This is a genomic window from Streptomyces sp. NRRL S-37, from assembly GCF_000721605.1.
Classification (GTDB): domain Bacteria; phylum Actinomycetota; class Actinomycetes; order Streptomycetales; family Streptomycetaceae; genus Streptomyces.
In genome coordinates, this window is sequence record NZ_JOIZ01000008.1 from 54,309 (window position 1) to 75,268 (window position 20,960).

Annotated in this window: 20 protein-coding genes and 1 pseudogene; 14 read left to right on the forward strand and 7 right to left on the reverse strand. The window is 71.5% G+C overall.

The annotated features are described in order from the left end of the window. Positions 1–8: 8 nt before the first annotated feature. The 12 genes from IH50_RS0114730 to IH50_RS0114785 all read left to right on the forward strand — a co-directional run bounded on the left by IH50_RS0114730 (position 9) and on the right by IH50_RS0114785 (position 10,155). A complete protein-coding gene (locus tag IH50_RS0114730) occupies positions 9–581 on the forward strand; it encodes a GNAT family N-acetyltransferase (protein WP_030861303.1) in 573 nt (190 codons plus the stop codon). A 127-nt stretch (positions 582–708) separates the two neighbouring features. Next, entirely contained in the window at positions 709–792 is an 84-nt protein-coding gene (locus IH50_RS43310) for a putative leader peptide (RefSeq protein WP_310887545.1), read from the forward strand. Between the two features lie 128 nt (positions 793–920). Then, positions 921–2,636, forward strand: a complete 1,716-nt coding sequence (locus tag IH50_RS0114735; RefSeq protein ID WP_030861305.1) for a nitrite/sulfite reductase — start codon at positions 921–923, stop codon at positions 2,634–2,636. Next, complete coding sequence (locus IH50_RS0114740) at positions 2,633–2,812, forward strand: hypothetical protein (RefSeq protein ID WP_030861306.1); 180 nt, start codon at positions 2,633–2,635, stop codon at positions 2,810–2,812. Before IH50_RS0114735 ends, IH50_RS0114740 begins: the two co-directional genes overlap by 4 nt. Continuing rightward, positions 2,809–3,519, forward strand: coding sequence for a phosphoadenylyl-sulfate reductase (locus IH50_RS0114745; RefSeq protein WP_030861308.1), 711 nt, complete (start codon positions 2,809–2,811; stop codon positions 3,517–3,519). The genes IH50_RS0114740 and IH50_RS0114745 overlap by 4 nt, the downstream gene beginning before the upstream one ends. A 43-nt stretch (positions 3,520–3,562) precedes the next feature. Then, positions 3,563–4,099 (forward strand): adenylyl-sulfate kinase, encoded by a 537-nt coding sequence (gene cysC / locus IH50_RS0114750; RefSeq protein WP_030861310.1) that lies wholly within the window; start codon positions 3,563–3,565, stop codon positions 4,097–4,099. After that, complete coding sequence (gene cysD / locus IH50_RS0114755; protein ID WP_030861313.1) at positions 4,096–5,031, forward strand: sulfate adenylyltransferase subunit CysD; 936 nt, start codon at positions 4,096–4,098, stop codon at positions 5,029–5,031. Before cysC ends, cysD begins: the two co-directional genes overlap by 4 nt. Positions 5,032–5,033: 2 nt before the next feature. After that, positions 5,034–6,368 carry a sulfate adenylyltransferase subunit 1 gene (locus IH50_RS0114760; protein ID WP_030861315.1) on the forward strand — a complete coding sequence of 445 codons (1,335 nt, stop codon included), beginning with the start codon at positions 5,034–5,036 and terminating at the stop codon, positions 6,366–6,368. A gap of 229 nt (positions 6,369–6,597) precedes the next feature. Next, on the forward strand, positions 6,598–7,701 hold the full coding sequence (locus IH50_RS0114770; RefSeq protein WP_030861319.1) for an aliphatic sulfonate ABC transporter substrate-binding protein: 1,104 nt from the start codon (positions 6,598–6,600) through the stop codon (positions 7,699–7,701). Positions 7,702–7,737: 36 nt separating this feature from the next. After that, positions 7,738–8,526 (forward strand): ABC transporter ATP-binding protein, encoded by a 789-nt coding sequence (locus IH50_RS0114775; RefSeq protein ID WP_030861321.1) that lies wholly within the window; start codon positions 7,738–7,740, stop codon positions 8,524–8,526. Beyond that, positions 8,513–9,409, forward strand: coding sequence for an ABC transporter permease (locus IH50_RS0114780; RefSeq protein WP_030861323.1), 897 nt, complete (start codon positions 8,513–8,515; stop codon positions 9,407–9,409). The genes IH50_RS0114775 and IH50_RS0114780 overlap by 14 nt, the downstream gene beginning before the upstream one ends. An 8-nt stretch (positions 9,410–9,417) precedes the next feature. Further along, a complete protein-coding gene (locus tag IH50_RS0114785; protein ID WP_030861325.1) occupies positions 9,418–10,155 on the forward strand; it encodes a sirohydrochlorin chelatase in 738 nt (245 codons plus the stop codon). Positions 10,156–10,157: 2 nt separating this feature from the next. Here the strand turns inward: IH50_RS0114785 and IH50_RS0114790 are convergent, their stop codons facing one another. Continuing rightward, entirely contained in the window at positions 10,158–10,709 is a 552-nt protein-coding gene (locus IH50_RS0114790) for a DUF1697 domain-containing protein (RefSeq protein WP_030861327.1), read from the reverse strand. Between the two features lie 270 nt (positions 10,710–10,979). On the opposite strand from IH50_RS0114790, the pseudogene IH50_RS37680 reads away from it, so the two are divergent. Beyond that, positions 10,980–13,231 (forward strand): annotated as a pseudogene (locus IH50_RS37680) (MMPL family transporter). 152 nt (positions 13,232–13,383) lie between these two features. Here IH50_RS37680 and IH50_RS0114800 read toward each other — a convergent pair. Genes IH50_RS0114800 through IH50_RS0114815 form a run of 4 tightly spaced genes read right to left on the reverse strand, consistent with a single transcriptional unit; the run spans position 13,384 to position 17,677 of the window. Continuing rightward, complete coding sequence (locus IH50_RS0114800) at positions 13,384–14,616, reverse strand: glycosyltransferase (RefSeq protein ID WP_063759486.1); 1,233 nt, start codon at positions 14,614–14,616, stop codon at positions 13,384–13,386. Between the two features lie 12 nt (positions 14,617–14,628). Then, on the reverse strand, positions 14,629–15,909 hold the full coding sequence (locus IH50_RS0114805) for an ABC transporter substrate-binding protein (protein ID WP_030861332.1): 1,281 nt from the start codon (positions 15,907–15,909) through the stop codon (positions 14,629–14,631). Continuing rightward, positions 15,909–16,742 (reverse strand): carbohydrate ABC transporter permease, encoded by an 834-nt coding sequence (locus tag IH50_RS0114810; RefSeq protein ID WP_030861334.1) that lies wholly within the window; start codon positions 16,740–16,742, stop codon positions 15,909–15,911. The genes IH50_RS0114805 and IH50_RS0114810 overlap by 1 nt, the downstream gene beginning before the upstream one ends. Beyond that, complete coding sequence (locus IH50_RS0114815) at positions 16,739–17,677, reverse strand: carbohydrate ABC transporter permease (RefSeq protein ID WP_030861335.1); 939 nt, start codon at positions 17,675–17,677, stop codon at positions 16,739–16,741. The genes IH50_RS0114810 and IH50_RS0114815 overlap by 4 nt, the downstream gene beginning before the upstream one ends. 164 nt (positions 17,678–17,841) lie before the next feature. Here IH50_RS0114815 and IH50_RS0114820 point away from each other — a divergent pair, with 164 nt between their 5' ends. Then, entirely contained in the window at positions 17,842–18,705 is an 864-nt protein-coding gene (locus IH50_RS0114820; RefSeq protein WP_030861338.1) for a phosphotransferase enzyme family protein, read from the forward strand. Between the two features lie 36 nt (positions 18,706–18,741). Here the strand turns inward: IH50_RS0114820 and IH50_RS0114825 are convergent, their stop codons facing one another. Beyond that, positions 18,742–19,464, reverse strand: a complete 723-nt coding sequence (locus IH50_RS0114825; protein ID WP_030861339.1) for a 3'-5' exonuclease — start codon at positions 19,462–19,464, stop codon at positions 18,742–18,744. Positions 19,465–19,570: 106 nt separating this feature from the next. Beyond that, positions 19,571–20,812 (reverse strand): SAV2148 family HEPN domain-containing protein, encoded by a 1,242-nt coding sequence (locus IH50_RS0114830; protein WP_030861342.1) that lies wholly within the window; start codon positions 20,810–20,812, stop codon positions 19,571–19,573. Positions 20,813–20,960 lie beyond the last annotated feature (148 nt).

A 20,960-nucleotide genomic window follows, 5' to 3' on the forward strand; every position in this document is an offset into this window, starting at 1 on the left:
TTTCGGGCATGACCACCATCTCCGTGACCACCTGGTCCCTGGAGCAGACCGCGCCCACCGACCTCCTTCCGGCCGCCGTGCCCGACGGGGACGTACGGGTCGTCCGCTCCGAGGTGCCCTCCCCCGAGTTCAGCCGTTTCCTGTACGCCTCGGTCGGCGGGGACATCCGCTGGACCGACCGGCTGGGCTGGACGTACGCGCGGTGGCTGGAGCACCTGGACCGGCCCGAGGTGGAGACCTGGGTCGCCTACGACCGGGGGACGCCGGCCGGGTACGTGGAGCTGGAGGCCCAGGAGGACGGGGTGGTCGAGATCGTCTACTTCGGGCTGCTGCCCGCCTTCCGGGGCCGGCGCATCGGCGGGCACCTGCTGTCGTACGGCACGGCCCGCGCCTGGGACCTGGCGGACCGCCGGCCGGAGCTGAAGCCGACCACGCGGGTGTGGCTGCACACCTGCAGCAAGGACGGCGAGCACGCCCTGGACAACTACCGGCGCCGGGGCTTCACCCTGTTCGACACCAAGGTCGAGGACGAGCCGGAGGCGCCGACGCCGGGCCCGTGGGCCGGGGCCTACCCCGTCTGACCAGCACGGACAAGACCGCCTGCGGCACTTGTGACCAACCACACCCTTGTCTCTCATTTCGAGACAAGGGTGTCCGCATCTCGGACGAAGCTGGACTGTGTCCAGATCGCCATGACACGCTTCCGTCATGCCTGGAACTGGAATCGCCTTGGTGAGTCGGCGGCACGTCGACCTCGGCCGCATGTCCAGCGCCATCTGTCCGGCGCGCTGAGAGCACCCAGCACCGCCCGACATCCCTTCTTCGCCTCACTCCCCGCGCAATGACGCGCACTTAGATCCGTGCGCGCATAAGCACAGGTCAGAGCCGCATTCCCGCCTGTCCCGAAGGACGTATCAACCATGGCCGCCACCCCGCAGAACCCTGCCCCCGCGCAGCAGCCTGCCGCCGCGACTCCCCGCCGCAAGGTGAGCCGTCACCGCGGAGAGGGACAGTGGGCCGCGGGTCACTTCACCCCGCTCAACGGCAACGAGCAGGTGAAGAAGGACGACGACGGTCTCAATGTGCGGACACGCATTGAGACGATCTACTCCAAGCGCGGTTTCGACTCGATCGACCCCAGCGACCTGCGCGGCCGGATGCGCTGGTGGGGTCTGTACACCCAGCGCAGGCCCGGGATCGACGGCGGCAAGACCGCGGTCCTGGAGCCGGAGGAGCTGGACGACGAGTACTTCATGATGCGGGTGCGCATCGACGGCGGGGCGCTGACCACACAGCAGTTGCGTGTCATCGGCGAGATCTCCCAGGAGTTCGCGCGGGGCACCGCCGACATCACCGACCGGCAGAACGTCCAGTACCACTGGATCCGGGTCGAGGACGTCCCCGAGATCTGGGACCGGCTGGAGGCCGTCGGCCTGTCCACGGTCACCGCCTGCGGCGACACCCCGCGCGTGATGATCGCCTCCCCCGTCGCCGGCATCGCCGAGGACGAGATCATCGACGGCACCCCGGCGCTGGAGGAGATGAAGCGCCGCGTCCTGGGCAACAAGGCGTATTCGAACCTGCCCCGGAAGTTCAAGACGGCCATCTCCGGCTCGCCCGTCCTCGACGTGGTGCACGAGATCAACGACGTCGCGTTCGTCGGCGTCCGCCACCCCGAGCACGGTCCGGGCTTCGACCTGTGGGTCGGCGGCGGACTGTCCACCAACCCCAAGCTGGGTGTGCGGCTGGGCACCTGGGTGCCGCTGGAGGACGTCCCCGACGTCTACGAGGGCGTCCTGTCGATCTTCCGCGACTACGGCTACCGCCGGCTGCGCAACCGGGCCCGTCTGAAGTTCCTGGTCGCCGACTGGGGTCCGGAGAAGTTCCGCCAGGTGCTGGAGGACGAGTACCTGGGGCGCAAGCTGACCGACGGGCCCGCGCCCGAGCGGCCGGTGCGGCAGTGGCGCGACCACATCGGTGCGCACCGGCAGAAGGACGGCCGCTTCTACGTCGGTTTCGCCCCGCGCGTCGGCCGTGTCGACGGCACCACCCTCACGAAGATCGCGGACCTCGCGGAGGCGCACGGCTCCGGCCGGGTCCGTACCACCGTCGAACAGAAGATGATCATCCTCGATGTCGCGGAGGACCGGGTCGACTCCCTCGTCGAGTCCCTGGAGGCACTGGACCTCAGCGCCAAACCCTCCCCGTTCCGGCGCGGCACGATGGCCTGCACCGGCATCGAGTTCTGCAAGCTCGCCATCGTCGAGACCAAGGCGCGCGGCGCCTCGCTGATCGACGAACTCGAGCGCCGCATCCCGGACTTCGACGAGCCGATCACCATCAACCTCAACGGCTGCCCGAACGCCTGCGCCCGCATCCAGGTGGCGGACATCGGTCTCAAGGGCCAGCTGATGCTCGACGAGCAGGGGCGGCAGGTCGAGGGCTACCAGGTGCACCTCGGCGGCGCCCTCGGCCTGGAGGCCGGCTTCGGCCGCAAGGTGCGCGGTCTGAAGGTCACCGCGGACGAGCTGCCCGACTACATCGAGCGGGTCCTCAAGCGCTTCCAGGAGGAGCGCGAGGACGGCGAGCGGTTCGCGGCCTGGGTCGGCCGCGCGTCGGAGGAGGCCCTGTCGTGAGCGAGCGTGCCGCGCCGTTCTACTGCCCCTACTGCGGGGACGAGGACCTGCGCCCGGGGGAGCAGGGCCACGGCGCCTGGGAATGCGGCGCGTGCAACCGAGCCTTTCAGCTGAAGTTCCTCGGGCTGCTGGCCCGGGGGACCCAGCGATCCGACACGGGAGGGGACCGGACATGACGGCTGTTCAGGAAGAGCGCACCACCGAGGAGCTGAAGGCACTGGCCGAGCGGGCCGGCCGGGAGCTGGAGGACGCCTCCGCCCTGGAGATCCTCCGGTGGGCCGCCGAGACCTTCGGCAAGGGGTTCTGCGTGACCTCCTCGATGGAGGACGCGGTCGTCGCCCACCTCGCCTCCCGCGCGATGCCCGGCGTGGACGTGGTGTTCCTCGACACCGGCTACCACTTCCCGGAGACCATCGGCACCCGCGACGCGGTGGAGGCCGTGATGGACGTGAACGTCATCACGCTCACCCCGCGGCAGACGGTCGCCGAGCAGGACGCGGAGTACGGCCCGAGGCTGCACGACCGCGACCCCGACCTGTGCTGCAAGCTCCGCAAGGTCCGGCCGCTGGAGGAGGGCCTGAAGGACTATGTGGCCTGGGCGACCGGCCTGCGCCGCGACGAGTCCCCGACCCGGGCGAACACCCCGGTCGTCGGCTGGGACGAGAAGCGGCGGAAGGTGAAGATCTCCCCCATCGCGAAGTGGTCACAGGAAGATGTGCAAGCGTACGTCGACGAGCACGGCGTCCTCACGAATCCGCTGCTGATGGACGGCTATGCCTCCGTGGGCTGCGCGCCCTGCACCCGCCGGGTGCTGGAGGGCGAGGACGCCCGCGCCGGCCGCTGGGCGGGCCGCGCCAAGACCGAGTGCGGGCTGCACGGCTGACATGACGACGACCACCGGACCATCGACATCCAGGGAGAACCACGTGACGACCGGAGCCACCGTCTGGCTCACGGGTCTGCCGAGCGCGGGCAAGACCACCATCGCCCACGAGCTGGCGGGCCGGCTGCGCGAGCAGGGCCGCCGGGTCGAGGTCCTCGACGGCGACGAGATCCGCGAGTTCCTCTCCGCGGGCCTCGGCTTCACCCGCGAGGACCGGCACACCAACGTGCAGCGCATCGGCTTCGTCGCCGAACTGCTCGCCCGCAACGGCGTCCTCGCGCTCGTCCCGGTCATCGCGCCGTACGCGGACAGCCGGGACGCGGTCCGCAAGCGGCACGAGACGAACGGCACGCCGTACGTCGAGGTGCACGTGGCGACCCCGGTCGAGGTGTGCTCCGTACGCGACGTGAAGGGCCTGTACGCCAAGCAGGCCGCGGGTGAACTCACCGGGCTGACCGGTGTGGACGACCCGTACGAGGAGCCCGAGACACCCGATCTGCGGATCGAGTCCCAGAACCAGACCGTGCAGGAGTCCGCGGCGTCGGTGTACGCCGCGCTCAGCGAAAGGGGACTGGCATGACGACCGTCGCCACCGTGCAGGAGGGTACGGACAGCCCGTACGCCCTCTCCCACCTCGACGCCCTCGAGTCCGAGGCGGTGCACATCTTCCGCGAGGTGGCGGGCGAGTTCGAGAAGCCGGTGATCCTGTTCTCCGGCGGCAAGGACTCCATCCTCATGCTGCACCTGGCGCTGAAGGCCTTCACCCCGGCGCCGGTCCCGTTCTCGCTGCTGCACGTCGACACCGGGCACAACTTCCCCGAGGTCCTCGACTACCGCGACCGCACGGTCGCCAAGTACGGGCTGCGGCTGCACGTCGCCTCCGTGCAGGACTACATCGACCGCGGGGTGCTCAAGGAGCGCCCCGACGGCACCCGCAACCCGCTGCAGACCGTGCCGCTCACCGAGAAGATCCAGAGCGAGAGGTTCGACGCCGTCTTCGGCGGCGGGCGCCGCGACGAGGAGAAGGCCCGCGCCAAGGAGCGGGTGTTCTCGCTGCGCGACGAGTTCTCCCAGTGGGACCCGCGCCGCCAGCGCCCCGAGCTGTGGAACCTGTACAACGGCCGGCACGCCCCCGGTGAGCACGTCCGCGTGTTCCCGCTGTCCAACTGGACCGAGCTGGACGTGTGGCAGTACATCGCCCGCGAGAACATCGAACTGCCGGAGATCTACTACGCGCACGAGCGCGAGGTGTTCCAGCGCTCCGGCATGTGGCTGACCGCCGGTGAGTGGGGCGGCCCGAAGGACGGCGAGAAGGTCGAGAAGCGGCTGGTGCGCTACCGGACCGTGGGCGACATGTCCTGCACCGGCGCGGTGGACTCCGACGCCGACACCATCGAGAAGGTGATCACCGAGATCGCCGCCTCCCGGCTCACCGAGCGCGGTGCCACCCGCGCCGACGACAAGCTCTCCGAGGCCGCGATGGAAGACCGCAAGCGCGAGGGGTACTTCTAAAGATGAGCACCATCACGACCGAGGAGCTCGCGGCCACCACGCTGCTGCGGTTCGCCACCGCAGGCTCCGTCGACGACGGAAAGTCCACGCTGGTGGGCCGGCTGCTGCACGACTCCAAGTCGGTCCTCACCGACCAGCTGGAGGCCGTGGAGCGGGCGTCGGCCAGCCGCGGGCAGGAGACGCCCGACCTCGCGCTGCTCACCGACGGCCTGCGGGCCGAGCGGGAACAGGGCATCACCATCGACGTGGCCTACCGCTACTTCGCCACGCCCCGGCGCCGGTTCATCCTCGCCGACACCCCGGGCCATGTGCAGTACACGCGGAACATGGTCACCGGCGCCTCCACGGCCGAGCTGACGGTGATCCTGGTCGACGCCCGCAACGGTGTCGTCGAGCAGACCCGCCGGCACGCCGCCATCGCCGCCCTGCTGCGCGTCCCGCACGTCGTCCTCGCCGTCAACAAGATGGACCTGGTCGACTACGCGGAGTCCGTGTTCGCCCGAATCGCCGAGGAGTTCACGGCGTACGCGACCGAGCTGGGCGTCCCCGAGGTCACCGCGATCCCGATCTCGGCGCTCGTCGGCGACAACGTGGTGGAGCCGTCCGCGCACATGGACTGGTACGGCGGCCCCACCGTGCTGGAGCACCTGGAGACCGTCCCGGTCAGCCACGACCTGGCGCACTGCCACGCCCGGCTGCCCGTGCAGTACGTGATCCGGCCGCAGAGCGCCGAGCACCCCGACTACCGCGGCTACGCCGGCCAGATCGCCGCCGGCACGTTCCGGGTGGGCGACCCGGTGACCGTGCTGCCGTCCGGGCGGACGACGACGGTCACGGGGATCGACCTGCTGGGCGAGCCGGTCGACGTCGCCTGGACGCCGCAGTCGGTGACGCTGCTGCTGGCCGACGACATCGACATCTCCCGCGGTGACCTGATCGTCCCCAGCAAGGACGCGCCGGCCACCACCCAGGACGTCGAGGCCACCGTGTGCCACGTCGCCGACCAGCCGCTGGCCGTCGGCCACCGGGTCCTGCTCAAGCACGGCACCCGCACCGTCAAGGCGATCGTCAAGGACATCCCGTCCCGGCTGACGCTGGACGACCTGTCGCTGCACCCGCACCCCGGCATCCTCAACGCCAACGACATCGGCCGGGTGAAGATCCGTACCGCCGAGCCGCTGCCCGCCGACTCCTACGCGGACTCGCGGCGCACCGGTTCGTTCATCCTCATCGACCCCAGCGACGGCACCACGCTCACCGCCGGCATGGTCGGTGAGTCCTTCGCCGCACCGGAGCCCGTCAAGGACGAGGCCGAGGACGACGGGTGGGACTTCTGAGCATGAACTCCACCGATTTCTACTCCGGGTTCGCGAAGGAGGGCGGCCGCGTCGGCAGCGGCGCCCTCGGCGCCGGGCAGGGCGGGGTGGACCGATGTGCGCGCTGACGTACGCGCACCGCTCGCGCGTCCTCACCCCCCGCCGCCGTAGACGAAAACCCGCCGACCTCCCGGCCACGGTCTGAGAGAGCAGGACCGTGACCGCCGGGCCTCCGAGAGGAACACCTCCCGTGCCTGCCACATCCGCCCCGCGCCGTGCCCTCGCGGTCATAGCCGTGCTTCCGCTGCTCGCCCTGGCCGCCTGCGGCTACGGCTCCCAGGCCAAGGACGACGACACCGCGAAGGTCGCCGCCGGGGCGAAGAGGATCGACGGTCTCGACTCCGTCCGGATCGGCTACTTCGGCAACCTCACGCACGGCACCGCGCTGGTGGGCAACAACAAGGGCCTGTTCCAGAGGGAACTCGGCGGCACCGAGGCGAAGTACGCCGTCTTCAACGCGGGACCGTCGGAGATCGAGGCGCTCAACTCCGGCTCCCTCGACATCGGGTTCATCGGCCCGTCCCCCGCCGTCAACGGCTACACCAGGTCCGGCGGCAAGAACCTGCGGATCATCGGCGGTTCGGCGTCCGGCGGGGTGAGCCTCGTGGTGAACCCGGACACGATCACGTCCTTGAAGGACGTCAAGGGCAAGCGGATCGCGACCCCGCAGCTCGGCAACACCCAGGACGTGGCGTTCCTCAACTGGGCGGCCGAGCAGGGCTGGAAGGTCGACGCGCAGAGCGGCAAGGGCGACGTCACGGTCGTCCGCAGCGACAACAAGGTCACCCCGGACGCGTTCAAAGCAGGCTCGATCGACGGCGCCTGGGTGCCGGAGCCGACCGCGTCGAAGCTGGTCGCCGAGGGCGGCAAGGTGCTGCTGGACGAGGCGACGCTGTGGCCGGACGAGAAGTTCGTGATCACGAACATCATCGTGCGCCAGGAGTTCCTCGAGGAGCACCCGAAGGCCGTCGAGGCGGTACTGAGGGCGTCCGTCGAGGCCAACGAGTGGATCAACGCCCACCCCGAGGAGGCGAAGGCCGCCGTCAACGAGCAGCTGGAGGCCGACTCCGGCAAGGCGCTGCCCGCCGAGGTGCTGGACCCGGCGTGGGAGTCGATCGAGTTCACCGACGACCCGCTGGCCGCCACGCTCGACGCCCAGGCGGAGCACGCCGTCGAGGCGGGACTGCTGGAGGAGCCGGACCTGGCCGGCATCTACGACCTCACGCTGCTCAACGAGGTCCTGAAGACCGCCGGCGAACCGGCCGTCGACGACGCCGGACTCGGCGCCAGGTAAGCCCGGATCACGAAGAGTCCCCAGGAGGTGACGACCATGGCCACGACCCTCGCCAAGGCCGCCGACGGCATCGGGGCGGCCACCCACGCCGCCCGCATCGAGCATGTCTCGAAGTCGTTCGCGGGCCCCGCCGGACAGCAGCTCGTGCTGGACGACATCAGCCTCGATGTCGCACCCGGTGAGTTCGTCACCCTCCTGGGTGCCTCGGGCTGCGGCAAGTCCACCCTGCTCAACCTGGTCGCGGGGCTCGACCGCCCCACAGCCGGCACGATCGGCACGGACGGGCGGCCGGCCCTGATGTTCCAGGAGCACGCCCTCTTCCCGTGGCTGACCGCGGGCAAGAACATCGAACTCGCCCTGAAGCTGCGGGGCGTGCAGAAGACCGAGCGCCGCGAACGGGCCGAGGAACTCCTTGAGCTCGTCCGGCTGAAGGGCGCGCACGGCAAGCGGGTGCACGAGCTGTCCGGCGGTATGCGCCAGCGGGTGGCGCTGGCCCGGGCGATCGCCCAGGACAGCCGGCTGCTGCTGATGGACGAGCCGTTCGCGGCGCTGGACGCCATCACCCGGGACGTGCTGCACGACGAGCTGACCAGGATCTGGAGCGAGACCCGGCTGTCCGTCCTGTTCGTCACACACAACGTGCGCGAGGCCGTGCGGCTCGCACAGCGGGTGGTGCTGCTGTCCTCCCGTCCGGGGCGGATCGCCCGCGAGTGGACGGTGGACATCCCGCATCCGCGCCGTATCGAGGACACCGCCGTGGCGGAACTGTCCGTAGAGATCACCGAAGAACTCCGTGGGGAGATCCGCCGTCATGGCCAGCACTGAGACGACCGCCAAGGACAGGGACGGGGGCGACCTCGCCGGTCTGGAGGCGGGCCTCGACGCACTGGAGACGGTGCAGACCGGACGCAAGCCGCTGCGGCAGACCTTCACGGAGAAGATCCTGCCGCCGATCGTCGCCGTCGCGCTGGTGCTGGCGGTGTGGCAGGCCCTGGTCTCCTTCAAGATCGTCGACGATCCGACCAAGCTGCCCTCGCCGGGCGCCGTGTGGGACGTGCTGCGTGAGGCGTGGCTCCAGGGCGAACTGCTCGGCTACATCTGGACCAGTGTCTCGCGCGGTCTGCTCGGCTTCTTCTTCGCGCTGCTGATCGGCACCCCGCTGGGGCTGCTGGTGGCGCGGGTGAAGTTCGTGCGCGCGGCGATCGGGCCGATCCTGTCCGGTCTGCAGTCGCTGCCGTCGGTGGCGTGGGTGCCGCCGGCGGTGATCTGGCTGGGGCTCAACAACCAGATGATGTACGCCGTCATCCTGCTCGGCGCGGTCCCCTCGATCGCCAACGGCCTGGTCTCCGGCGTCGACCAGGTGCCCCCGCTGTTCCTGCGGGCCGGCCGGACGCTGGGCGCGACGGGGCTGAAGGGCACCTGGCACATCGTGCTGCCGGCCGCGCTGCCGGGCTATGTGGCGGGGCTGAAGCAGGGCTGGGCGTTCTCCTGGCGTTCGCTGATGGCCGCGGAGATCATCGCGTCCTTCCCCGACCTCGGCGTGGGCCTCGGACAGTTGCTGGAGAACGGCCGCAACGCCAGCGACATGGCCATGGTCTTCGAGGCCATCCTGCTGATCCTGACCGTCGGCATCGCCATCGACCTGCTGATCTTCAGCCCGCTCGAGCGGTGGGTGCTGCGCAGCCGCGGCCTGCTGGTGAGGAGTTGAGGGACATCATGCGCCGTCCGGTCCTTCTCGTCGTCGCCCACGGCAGCCGCGATCCGCGGCACGCCGCGACCGTGCACGCCCTGGTGCGGCGGGTACGGTCGCTGCGGCCGGGGCTGCGCGTGGAGACCGGGTTCCTGGACTTCAACGTCCCCTCCGTCCAAGGGGTGCTGGAGTCCCTGGACGCGGAGGGCGTCCGTGACGTGGTCGCCCTCCCGCTGCTGCTGACCCGTGCCTTCCACGCCAAGGCGGACATCCCGGCGGTGCTGGCTCAGGCCCCGCCGCGGCTGCGGATCCGCCAGGCCGAGGTGCTGGGCCCGTCCCCGCTGCTGACGGCGGCGCTGGAGCGGCGGCTGTACGCGGCGGGCCTCACGCCCGCCGACAAGTCCTCGACCGGGGTCGTCCTGGCCTCGGCGGGGTCCTCCGACCCGGAGGCGATCGCAGTGATCGCAGCAATCGCGCGGGAGTGGCGGCACACCGGTTGGTGCGCCGTGCGGCCTGCGTTCGCCTCCGCATCCCTCCCCCGCACCGAGCAGGCGGTCCGCGAACTGCGTGCCCTCGGCTGCGCACGCGTCGCCGTCGCCCCGTACGTCCTGGCCCCCGGCTTCCTCCCGGACCGGATCGCCCGGGGCGCGGCGGAGGCGGACGTCCTGGCGGACGTGCTGGGCCCGGCGCCGGAGGTGGCGCGGCTGCTGCTGGAACGGTACGACGAGGCGCGGGTGCCGCTGCTCGCAGCGGTCGGCGCCTGACCTCAGCCCTCGGTGAGCTCCACCAGTTTGAGCACCGTGTTCCAGTTGCGGCTGGTGGCGACGACGCCCTTGGTGACGCGGGGCCTGGCCAGGTGTTCGGCGAGTCTGGAGCGGCCCAGGCCGTTCGGGGCGTAGAGGTAGAGCGCGCGGTCGCCGAGGCGGAACTCCTCGGGGAGGTACGCCTCGGGGTCGATCTCGGCGAAGCGGTCGGGGGTGACGGGCGCGGAGAAGTAGGTGACGTGGAGCTGCCTGGGCTCCAGCTCGCCGGCCGGGAACGGGCAGGCGTCGACGATCTCCTTCAGATAGGCGTGGTCGCGCACGATCACGTCCACGGCGAAGCCGAAGTGCCGCTCGATCGCCGCCGACAACTCCGCGGCCAGTGACTCCTCGTCGCCGTGCGGGGCGGTGAACACCGCCTGGCCGCTCTGCAGATGGGTGCGCACCCCGTCGTGACCGAGGCCCTCCATGAGGGTGCGCAGTTCGGCCATCGGGACTTTCCTGCTGCCGCCCACGTTGATCCCGCGCAGCAGCGCCGCGTATCTCGTCGTCGCCATGGGGACACCCTAGGACCGCCGTCGTACCCCGCGGGGGTGTGCCCGACGGTGGTGGCCCACCGGAACCCTGATCACCGGCCCCGGCACGCCCGGATACGTGTAAGGGGCCGCTGTCCTCCCCAGTGGGGAGGAGCCGGGCTCCGATGGGATGACCCGGGGTTCCCGGGCTTCACCGGGCAGCACGACGAGACGGGCTTATCCGGCCCCTACCTTCGAAAGGGTCAGGTGGCGGCAGGGGGTCGCTGCCGAACACGAGGGAGCGAGCCCGTCATGGGGAACGGACAATCACGGGTGCGGGGCCTCGCCGCACGGGCCGGCGGCTGGAGCGCCCGGCACCGCTGGGCGGCCGTCGGCATCTGGGTGCTGTTCGTCGTGCTGGCGATGGGACTCGGTTCGGCCGCGGCCGGGTCGACGTCGGCGACAGCGATCAGCTCAAGGGAGAGACCAGCACCGCCGCCCGCATCATCGAGGACGCCGGCATCGAGGAGCCTGCCGGTGAGACCGTGCTCGTCCAGGCGAAGGACGAGGGCCTCACGGCCACGGACGCCGCGTTCCGGTCGGCGGTCACCGCGGTCGTCGCAGCTGTGGAGAAGACCGGCGAGGCCACGGACGTCACCTCGCCGTACGAGAGCGGCACCGTCTCGAAGGACGGGCGCAGCGCGCTGGTCCAGTTCGACGTGCGCGGCGACTCGGACACCGCCGGTGAGCGGATCGAGCCGGTGCTGAACGCCGTGGAGGAGGTCCAGAAGGACCACGCGTCGCTGCGGATCGAGGAGATCGGCGGCGCCAGCATGATGAAGACGTTCGACGACGCGTTCGGCGACGACTTCAAGAAGGCCGAGTACTCCGCGGTGCCGGTGGCCCTCGGCATCCTGCTGATCGCGTTCGGCGCGCTGGTGGCGGCGCTGCTGCCGGTGGCACTGGCGATCACCGCGATCATGGCGACGATGGGTCTGATGGGCCTGGTCAGCCACCTCCAGCCGATGAGCGAGACGGCGAACTCGGTGATGCTGCTGGTCGGCCTGGCCGTCGGCGTCGACTACTGCCTGTTCTACCTGCGCCGCGAACGTGAGGAGCGGGCGGCCGGACGGGACGCGCAGACCGCGCTGCGGATCGCCGCCGCGACCAGCGGCCGCGCGATCGTCGTCTCCGGTGTCACGGTGTGTGTCGCCATGGCGGGCATGCTGTTCACCGGGCTCGCCGAGTTCGAGGCGATGGGCCTGGCCTCGCTGATGGTCGTGGCGGTCGCCATGGTCGGCTCCGTCACCGTCCTGCCGGCGCTCCTGTCGCTGCTGGGCGAGCGGGTCGAGAAGGGCCGCGTGCCGTTCCTGCGCCGGCGCCGCACCGGCGGCGGTGACAGCCGGTTCTGGTCGGCCGTACTGAAGCGGGTGCTCGCCAAGCCGGTGCTGTCGGTCGTGGTGGCGACCGGTGCGCTGCTGGCCGTGGCCGCTCCGGCGGTCGGGATGAAGACGCAGAACCTCACCCTGGACCAGGAGTTCGGCGACTCGCTGCCGATCGTGCAGACGTACAACCGGGTCAACGACGCCTTCCCGGGCGGCTCCGAGCCGGCCGAGGTGGTCGTCAAGGCGGACGACATCAACGCGCCCGAGGTGAAGGCCGCGCTCGCCGAGTTCCGGGAGCGGGCGATCAGTTCGGGGGCCTCGCGCGGCCCGGTCGAGATCAAGCTGCACGACCAGCGGAACGTCGCGTTCGTCTACGTCCCGCTGGTGGGCGGCTCCGACCAGGACAAGGCGGCCGAGAGCCTGGACACGCTGCGCGACGAGGTACGGCCCGCCACGCTCGGCGAGGTCGACGGCGTCGAGGCGCCGATCACCGGACAGGTCGCCGGGAACAAGGACTTCAACGACCAGCTGGTCGGCTCCGTGGTCCCGGTCTTCGCCTTCGTGGTGGTCTTCGCCTTCCTGGTGATGCTGCTGTCGTTCCGCTCGCTGACGGTCGCGGTCACCTCGATCGTGCTGAACCTGCTGTCGGTGGGCGCCGCGTACGGCATCCTCGTGGCGGTCTTCCAGCACGGCTGGGGCGCGTCCCTGGTGGGCGCGGAGGGCGTCGGCGCGATCATCACGTGGCTGCCGCTGTTCCTCTTCGTGATCCTGTTCGGCCTGTCGACGGACTACCACGTGTTCGTGGTCTCCCGGATCCGCGAGGCCCGGCTGCGGGGCCGTACGACGCGGGACGCCGTCCAGCACGGTGTGGTCACCACGGCCGGCGTGGTCACCAGTGCCGCGATCATCATGGTCGCCGTGTTCGGGATCTTCGGAACGCTGTCCATGCAGTCCATGAAGCAGATGGGCGTCGGCCTCGCGGCCGCGGTGCTGATCGACGCGACGGTCATCCGGGGCGTGCTGCTGCCGGCGGTGATGACGCTGCTCGGCGAGCGCAACTGGTACCTGCCGAAGTGGCTGCACCGGATGCCCGACCTCACCCACGACGAGTCGCCGGAGGCGGTGGCGGTGACGCCGCCGACGTCGCGGGACGACAAGGGCGACCGCGTACCGGTCTGATTCACCGATTGCGACGTGGGCCCGGCGATTCCTCCGCCGGGCCCACGTCGCGTCCACGGGCAGCCGTCCGCGTAACCGCGGGCAGTCGTGCCTCCTCCAGTGCCTGAAGGGCCTGGGCGGTACCCCCAGCGGCACGGGTGAGCGCGGCTGCGTTACGGCAGCTCCGCCTCGATCAGGTCGGCCGCCCGGCGCGTCCCGCCCTCCTCGGCCATCTCGGCCTGGATGGCCTTCAGCCGCCGTGCGACCTCCGGGTCGTCGATGAGGGCGAGGGCCGCCGCCCTCAGTACCTCGGCCTTCGCCTCGTCCGCCGGGACGTGCCGGGCCACCCCCAGCCCCTGCAGCATGTCCGCGTTGCCGAACTGGTCCACGGCCTGCGGTACGGCGATCATCGGGGTGGCCGTGGCCAGCCCCTCCTGGCTGCCGCCGGCCCCCGCGTGGGTGACGAACAGGTCGGCCTGCTTCAGGATCGCGAGCTGCGGCACCCAGGACCGCACCTCGACGTTCTCGGGGACGTCCCCCAGCTCGGCGGGGTCGACGTGCTTGCCGACCTGGAGCACCAGGTGCCAGCCGGGCAGGCCGGCGAACGCCTTGACGCACTCCCGGTAGAAGGCCGGCTGCTTGGTGAAGGACGACCCGAGCGACACCAGCACGACCTTCTCCGCCCCGGCGGGCCGCTGCCAGTCGCCCTCGGCGCTCCGGTCGCCCTGGCAGGCCCCGACGAAGGAGTGCACGCTCTCGTCGACCCGGTCTGCGTTCGGCTGGAGCGCTTTGGGGATCAGGACGATGGAGCGGGCGGGACGGCCCCCGAAGTCGTCGGGATGCATGGTGATCCCGTTCTCCTCCAGCCAGGCGTGGAAGCGGGCGTAGTACGCCTGCCCCCGCTCGGTCTTCTTCGGTTCCTCCCACATCGGCTCGGCGACCTCCTTCTCGTACCCGTCCCAGGCGACGAGGTTCGGTGAGAGGGAGACGGCGGGCACGCCCCAGCGGTGGGCGAGCACGCGCGCCGGGTAGGAGGTGATGTCGTGCAGCACGAGGTCGGGGGTGTCGCCCTCGTAGGCCTCGATGAGCTGCGGGAGCGCCTGAATGGCGTCGTTCAGGAACGGCTCCACGTTGTCGAGCAGGGTGGTGCCCCAGGCCTCCGGGTCGTCGTCGGGGCCGGGGAGCGTGCTGTTCCACAGCTTGGGCTCGGCGCCGGTCTCGGCGACCTTCTCGGCGAAGAGCGGCGGGATCGCGTACGTGACCCGGTGGCCGCGCGCCACGAGCTCGCGGATCACCTCGAGGCTCGGGTTCACGTGCCCGTGGGCGGCGATGGAGAACATGGCGATGTGTGCGGGGGTGGTCATGAGCCGACCATAGACGAGACGAGACGTCTCGTGCAACCACATTCCGCGTGCCGCTCAGCGCTGATAGCGGGCCAGGACCAGGTTGCCGTCCTCCTCCAGCCGCTCGCGCAGCTCGTCGAGGCCGATCGCGCCGCTGTAGTACTCCTGGAGCGCCGGGGTGGCGACCTTGTCCTTCCACTCCGGGTAGCCCCGTACCGTCTGGGCGGGGGCCGGGCGCAGACGGGCGGCGAGCGCGGTGCCGGTGGCCCAGCCGTGTTCGGCGGTGTGCAGGGCGGGGTCGGCGAGGGCCTGGCGGCCGGTGGGGAGCATCCAGTCGCCGAGGGCCAGGCGGACCATGTTCCGCGGCTGGAGCAGGAAGTCGAGAAAGGCGGCGGCCTCCTTCTTGTACGGGCAGTCCTGGGCGACGGAGAGGGTCTGCGGGCTGACACCCTGGGTGAGTCCGCCGGTCCCGGCCGGGGCGGGCAGCACCTGCCAGTCGAACCCCTCCGGCGCCTGCTGGACGATCTGCTGGCGGTAGGAGAAGCCGAGCGGCACCATCGCGTACTTGCCGGCGAAGAAACCGGGCAGGGTGTCGGAGCCGCCGCTGCCGAGCGTGGTGGGCGAGGCGCTGCGGTCGGTGTTCACCTGTTCGCGGACGGTGCGCGGGACGACCTCGTCGCCCTCCTCGAAGCGCACGGTCACCTTGCCGTCGGCGCCCCGGTGGAAGAGCCGGCCGCCCGCGGAGAGGGACAGGTTGAGGGTGGCGGAGACGGGCTCCTTGAGCGGCCAGGCGACGCCGTACGTCCCGTCCCCCGCGAGCTCCTTCGTCACCTGCCGGAACTCCGCCCAGCTCCAGGGCTGTTCCGGGGTCGGAACGCGGACGCCGGACTCCTTCAGCCAGGCGGCGTTGGCGATGAGCACGCGCGGTTCCTGGAGGAAGGGGACGCCGTAGACGCCGTCGCCGAAGGTGACGGTCTCCCAGCCGCTGGGCGGGATGTCGGACCTCAGCCGCTCGGGCAGCAGCTCCGTCAGGTCGGCCAGATAGCCGCCGTAGGCGAAGTCGGCGAGGTCGTCGGAGGCGTCGTGGATGATGTCGGGGGCCTCGCCGCCTTCGAAGGAGGTGAGGAGCTGGTCGTGGACGCTGTCCCAGCTGCCCTGGACGTACTCCACCCGGATGTCCGGGTGGGTGGCGTTCCACTCCTCGACCAGTTCCTCGGTGGCCTCGACCGACTCCTTCTGCCAGGCCAGGGACTGGAAGCGCAGGGTGACGCGGCCGTCGTCGCGGGTGCCGCCGGAGGAGCAGCCCGCGAGGAGCAGGGCGACGGTGAGGGCCGCCACGAGGATTCTGGTCCGCATCAGCTCTTCACCGCCCCGGCGAGCATGCCGCCCGTGATCCGCCGCTGGATGATCGCGAAGACGACCAGGGAGGGCAGCGTCGCGAGGAACGCGGCGGCCGCCAGCGGGCCGAGGTCGGCGACTCCCTCGGCACCGATGAAGTGGGCGAGGACGACCGGTAGGGTCTGCTTCTGAGGGGTCTTGAGCAGGACGAGGGCGAAGAAGAACTCGTTCCACGCGGTGACGAAGGCGAACAGCGCGGTCGCCACGATCCCCGGCGCGAGCAGCGGCGCGGTCACCGACACCAGGATCCGCAGCCGCCCGGCCCCGTCGACGGCCGCCGCCTCCTCCAGTTCGGCCGGCACGGCACGGACGTATCCGGTGAGCATCCACAGGGCGAAGGGCAGCGCCCAGACCACGTAGACCAGCACCAGGCCGGGCACGGAGTCGATCAACCGCAGGTTCTTCAGCACCAGGAACAGCGGGATGATCAGGAGCACGAACGGGAACGCCTGGCTGACCACCACCCAGCCGGTCGCGGCCCGGGCGAGCGCGGTGCGGTGACGGGCCGTCACGTACGCCATCGGGGTGGCGACGACGACGGCGACGACGGCCGACGCGAGCGCGGCGAGCAGGGAGTTGAGGGCGGCCCGCAGCAGCGGCTGTTCGTCGAAGGCCTGGCGGAAGTTGGCGAGGGTGGGGTCCCGGGGGATCCAGGCCGGATGCAGAGCGGCCAGCTCGGCCGGCGGCTTGAACGCGGTGGAGAGCAGCCAGAGCAACGGGAAGGCGAGGAAGACGAGGTACGCGAGCAGTGCGGCGTACTGGCCGACGCGGGCGCCGGTGGAGGTCCTCATGCCGTGTCACCTCCTCGGAGCCGGCCGGCGAGGAAGACGGCCAGCGCGATCGAGATCGCGGCGACCATGACGCAGCCCATCGCCGCCGCGTAGCCGAACTGCCCGTAGCGGAAGGCCTCTTCGTAGGCGAAGAGCATGGGCAGCCGGGTGCGTCCGCCGGGGCCGCCGCTGGTCAGGACGTAGACCAGGGCGAAGGAGTTGAAGTTCCAGATCAGGTTGAGCGCCGTGATGGCAAGGGCGACGGGGCGGATCGCGGGCCAGGTGACCGTACGGAAGCGGCGCCAGGCGCCGGCGCCGTCGACCGCCGCCGCCTCGTGCAGCTCGCGCGGGGTGTTCTGGAGCCCGGCGAGCAGCGCGACCGTGGTCTGGGGCATCCCGGCCCACACGCCGACGACGATCACCGCGGGCAGGGCGGTGGCGAGCCCGCTGAGCCAGTCCCGGCCGTCGCCCAGGCCGAGGTCGCGCAGCGTCTCGTTGAGGAGGCCGGCATCCGGGTTGTAGACGATCCGCCACATCATGCCGACGACCACCTCGGGCATCGCCCAGGGGACGATCGCCAGGGCGCGGGCCAGCCGGCGCAGCTTCAGGTCCTGGCTGAGCAGCAGGGCGAGGCCGAGCGCCAGCAGGAACTGCGGCACCGTCACCCCGACGGCCCACACCAGGCCGATGCGGAACGACTCCCAGAACAGCGTGTCGTGCAGCAGGTCCTGGAAGTTGAGGGCGCCGATCCACCGGGTCGGCTCGGTCCGGCCGGACTGGGCGTCGGTGAAGGCCAGCAGGATGCCGTAGAGCAGCGGGCCGACGCTGAGGACGAGGATCGGGATCAGCGCGGGCAGCACCAGGAACCACGGGCCGTGGTCGACGGCGCGTCCCGGCCGGCGGCCCGGGTCGGGCGCGCGGGGCGCGGATCTCCTCGCCTCGGTCACCGATGTCACGGAATCAGCCCCTTTGCGCGGCGCGGGTGGGCCAGGTCATGGTCGTGAAGGAGGTCTGCCTCGTCAAGGGACCGCGCACACCGCCCGACCTGTGCGAATGCGACACTGGCCGACGGACGGCCGGATCACGGCGGTCCGGCGAGGGCGGACACGGAGGCGGACGGATGGACGAGGCACGGGCGCGGGACGTACTCGCGGCGGCGGGAGTGCTGCCCGGTACGGCGGCGGACGCGCGGCTGCTCTCCCTCGGGGAAAATGCGGTGTTCGCCGCCGGTGACCTGGTCGTCAAGGTGGGCCGGGACGCCGAGCTGCTGGAGCGGGCCCGCCGGGAGCTGGCCGTCGCGGGCTGGCTGGCGGAGGAGGGCGTGCCGGCGGTGCGGGCGGCCGAGCCGGAGGCGCTGCTGGCCGACGGGCACCCGGTGACCGTGTGGCACCGGCTGCCGGAGGCGGTACGGCCCGCCGGCCCCCGGGATCTGGCCGGACTGCTGCGGCTGGTCCACGCACTGCCCGCTCCCCCCTTCGGACTTCCGCCCCGCGAACTGCTGGGCGGTGTGGAACGCTGGCTGCGGCTGGCGGGCGACGCCGTCGACCCCGCGGACGCGGCGTATCTGCGCGAGCGGCGTGACGGCTTCGCGTCGGCCGCGGCGGCGCTGACGCCCCATCTGCCGCCGGGCCCCGTCCACGGGGACGCGCTGCCCCGCAATGTGCACATCGGACCGGACGGGCCGGTCCTGGTCGACCTGGAGACCTTCTCGGCCGATCTGCGCGAGCACGACCTGGTGGTCATGGCCCTCTCCCACGACCGCTACGGGCTGCCGGACGAGGCGTACACGTCCTTCACCGACGCCTACGGCTGGGACGTGCGCGCCTGGGAGGGCTGCTCGGTACTGCGCGGCGCGCGGGAGACCGCAAGCTGCGCCTGGGTCGCCCAGCACGCCCCGGGCAACCCCAAGGCGCTGGCCGAGTTCCGCCGCCGGGTGGCGTCGCTGCGCGACGGGGACGAGACCGTGCGCTGGTATCCCTTCTGACCTTCTGGCCCCCTGACCTTCGGACCGCCCGGCGCGTCAGACCCGCTCGTCCGCCGACTCCCGCAGCGGCCAGGTGCCGTCGATCACCGCGGTGGTGTCGCCCTTGCGGCGCAGGAAGTCCTGGAAGTCCGCCGCCCACGCGGCATGCCAGCCGATCTGGCGGCGGTGCAGCTCCGCCGGGTCGAGGGCCGCCACCTTGGGGTGGCGGCCGGCTATCGCACAGGCCAGCCGGGCCGCGGCGAGGGCGTCGGCGGTCGCGTCGTGCGCCGCGTCGAGGACTACGCCGTACTCCGCGCAGACCGCTTCGAGGTTGCGCTTGCCGCGCCGGTAGCGGTCGACGGAGCGGTCGATGGTGTACGGGTCGATGACCGGGCCGGGATCGGCGCCGTCCAGGCGGTCGCGCAGGGACGGCAGCCCGTACCGCCGCAGTTCGGCGGAGAGCAGGGACAGGTCGAAGGCGGCGTTGTAGGCGACGACCGGGACGCCCGCCCTCCAGTAGGCGGTGAGGGCGTCGGCGATGGCGTCGGCGACCTGGTCTGCGGGGCTGCCCTCGGCGGTCGCCCGTTCACTGCTGATGCCGTGGACCGCCACCGCGTCCTCCGGGATCGGTACGCCCGGGTCGGCCAGCCACTCCCGGCGCTCCAGCGGCTCTCCCGCCCTGACCTCGATCACGGCCCCCGTGACGATCCGCGCCTCGCGCGGGTCGGTACCCGTCGTCTCCAGGTCGAAGCCGATCAGCGGATCCCGGTGCCAGCCCATGGCTGCCCCCTTCTGTGTGGTGCGTTCCCCCAGTGGTTCCCACCTTCGCACGCACCACTGACAATCAGAGGATCGCGTTCCGCTTATCGGCTCCGGCCAGGGGTGTTCATGACACCGGGCGCGAATCCGTCCACATCAGCTCGAATTCCTCGCGGTAGGTGGGGAACAGCCCGCCGTCCTCGACTTCGCCCGGCTTGACCACTTTGGCCCCGTTGCGCAGGACCAGCACCGGTGCCTCCATGCCCCGGGCCCGGCGCAGATGGTTCTGCACGACCGCGATGCCGTCCGACCCGTCCCCGTCCACGAGGTAGGCGGTGCAGCGGGGCGTCTCGTCGTAGACCTGGATCTCGAAGGCGCCGGGGTCGCGCAGCCGGGAGCGGACCCGGCGCATGTGCAGGATGTTCATCTCGACGCTGCGGCCGAGCTCGCCGCGCTTGAGGCCGAGTTCGCGCTCGCGGCGCTTGACCGCGCTGGAGGCCGGGTTCAGGAACAGCAGCCGCACCCGGCAGCCGGACTCCGCGAGGCGCACCAGACGGCGTCCGGAGAAGTTCTGCACCAGCAGGTTGAGGCCGATGCCGAGGGCGTCGAGCCGGCGGGCCCCGCCGAAGATGTCCTCGGCCGGGAACTGGCGCAGCAGCCGCACCCGGTCCGGGTGGACGGCGACGACATCGGCGTACCGGTCGCCGACCAGGTCCTCGACCGCGTCGACGGGCAGCCGGCGCGCGGACGGCACGTCGCCGCCGGCGCCGAGCATCTCGAGGAGCCGCGCGGAGGCCCGTTCGGCCTGGCTGAGGACCGCCTCGGACAGCGCGCGGTTGCGGGAGACGACGTTGCGGGTGACCTCCAGCTCGTCCAGGGCGAGTTCGACGTCCCGGCGGTCGTCGAAGTACGGCTCGAAGCAGGGCCAGTGCGCCACCATCAGCTCGCGCAGCTGCGGCAGTGTGAGGAAGGACAGGACGTTGTCGTCGGCCGGGTCGAGCAGATAGCCCTTGCGGCGGCTGACCTCGCGCACCGCGACCGCGCGCTGCACCCACTCCTGTCCGGCGGGCCCGGCGGCGGCGACCACCCAGTCGTCGCCGTGCACGGGCTCGTAGACGGGCCGCAGGACGGCCGCCACGACCGCGCGCAGCCGCTGCTCGACGAGGTTCAGCCAGATGTAGGCGCGGCCGGCCCGCTGGGCGCGCGTGCGCACCTCGCGCCAGGCGTCGGCGCCCCAGTCCAGCTCCGGCCCGATCGAGCCCGCGTCCATCGGCCGTGCCAGGGACACCGCACCGGGCGGGACGTCCGTGGAACCACTCCCCTCGTGACCGTCGTCACCAGGGGGCAGTTCCAGCCCTCCCGTGCCCACCCGCTTACCGCCTTCCGCTCCCCCGAGCTCTCCCGTCCCGACGATCAAGGAGACTACTCCGCCAGCGGCGCACGGTGCAGCCCGATGGACGGGGTCGTTTCCCAACTTCCCGCAATCACGGGACCGTTCCACCCCGCGGGACGCCGGG

Excerpts from the sequence above, each read along its gene's own strand:
- IH50_RS0114780 (WP_030861323.1), top strand. The coding sequence starts at position 8,513 with ATGGCCAGCACTGAGACGACCGCCAAGGACAGGGACGGGGGCGACCTC.
- IH50_RS0114745 (WP_030861308.1), top strand. The coding sequence starts at position 2,809 with ATGACGGCTGTTCAGGAAGAGCGCACCACCGAGGAGCTGAAGGCACTG.
- IH50_RS0114790 (WP_030861327.1), bottom strand. The coding sequence starts at position 10,709 with ATGGCGACGACGAGATACGCGGCGCTGCTGCGCGGGATCAACGTGGGC.
- IH50_RS0114825 (WP_030861339.1), bottom strand. The coding sequence starts at position 19,464 with ATGGGCTGGCACCGGGATCCGCTGATCGGCTTCGACCTGGAGACGACG.
- IH50_RS0114730 (WP_030861303.1), top strand. The coding sequence starts at position 9 with ATGACCACCATCTCCGTGACCACCTGGTCCCTGGAGCAGACCGCGCCC.
- IH50_RS0114785 (WP_030861325.1), top strand. The coding sequence starts at position 9,418 with ATGCGCCGTCCGGTCCTTCTCGTCGTCGCCCACGGCAGCCGCGATCCG.
- IH50_RS0114760 (WP_030861315.1), top strand. The coding sequence starts at position 5,034 with ATGAGCACCATCACGACCGAGGAGCTCGCGGCCACCACGCTGCTGCGG.
- IH50_RS0114735 (WP_030861305.1), top strand. The coding sequence starts at position 921 with ATGGCCGCCACCCCGCAGAACCCTGCCCCCGCGCAGCAGCCTGCCGCC.
- IH50_RS0114805 (WP_030861332.1), bottom strand. The coding sequence starts at position 15,909 with ATGCGGACCAGAATCCTCGTGGCGGCCCTCACCGTCGCCCTGCTCCTC.
- IH50_RS0114800 (WP_063759486.1), bottom strand. The coding sequence starts at position 14,616 with ATGTGGTTGCACGAGACGTCTCGTCTCGTCTATGGTCGGCTCATGACC.
- IH50_RS0114810 (WP_030861334.1), bottom strand. The coding sequence starts at position 16,742 with ATGAGGACCTCCACCGGCGCCCGCGTCGGCCAGTACGCCGCACTGCTC.
- IH50_RS43310 (WP_310887545.1), top strand. The coding sequence starts at position 709 with ATGCCTGGAACTGGAATCGCCTTGGTGAGTCGGCGGCACGTCGACCTC.
- IH50_RS0114820 (WP_030861338.1), top strand. The coding sequence starts at position 17,842 with ATGGACGAGGCACGGGCGCGGGACGTACTCGCGGCGGCGGGAGTGCTG.
- IH50_RS0114775 (WP_030861321.1), top strand. The coding sequence starts at position 7,738 with ATGGCCACGACCCTCGCCAAGGCCGCCGACGGCATCGGGGCGGCCACC.
- cysD (WP_030861313.1), top strand. The coding sequence starts at position 4,096 with ATGACGACCGTCGCCACCGTGCAGGAGGGTACGGACAGCCCGTACGCC.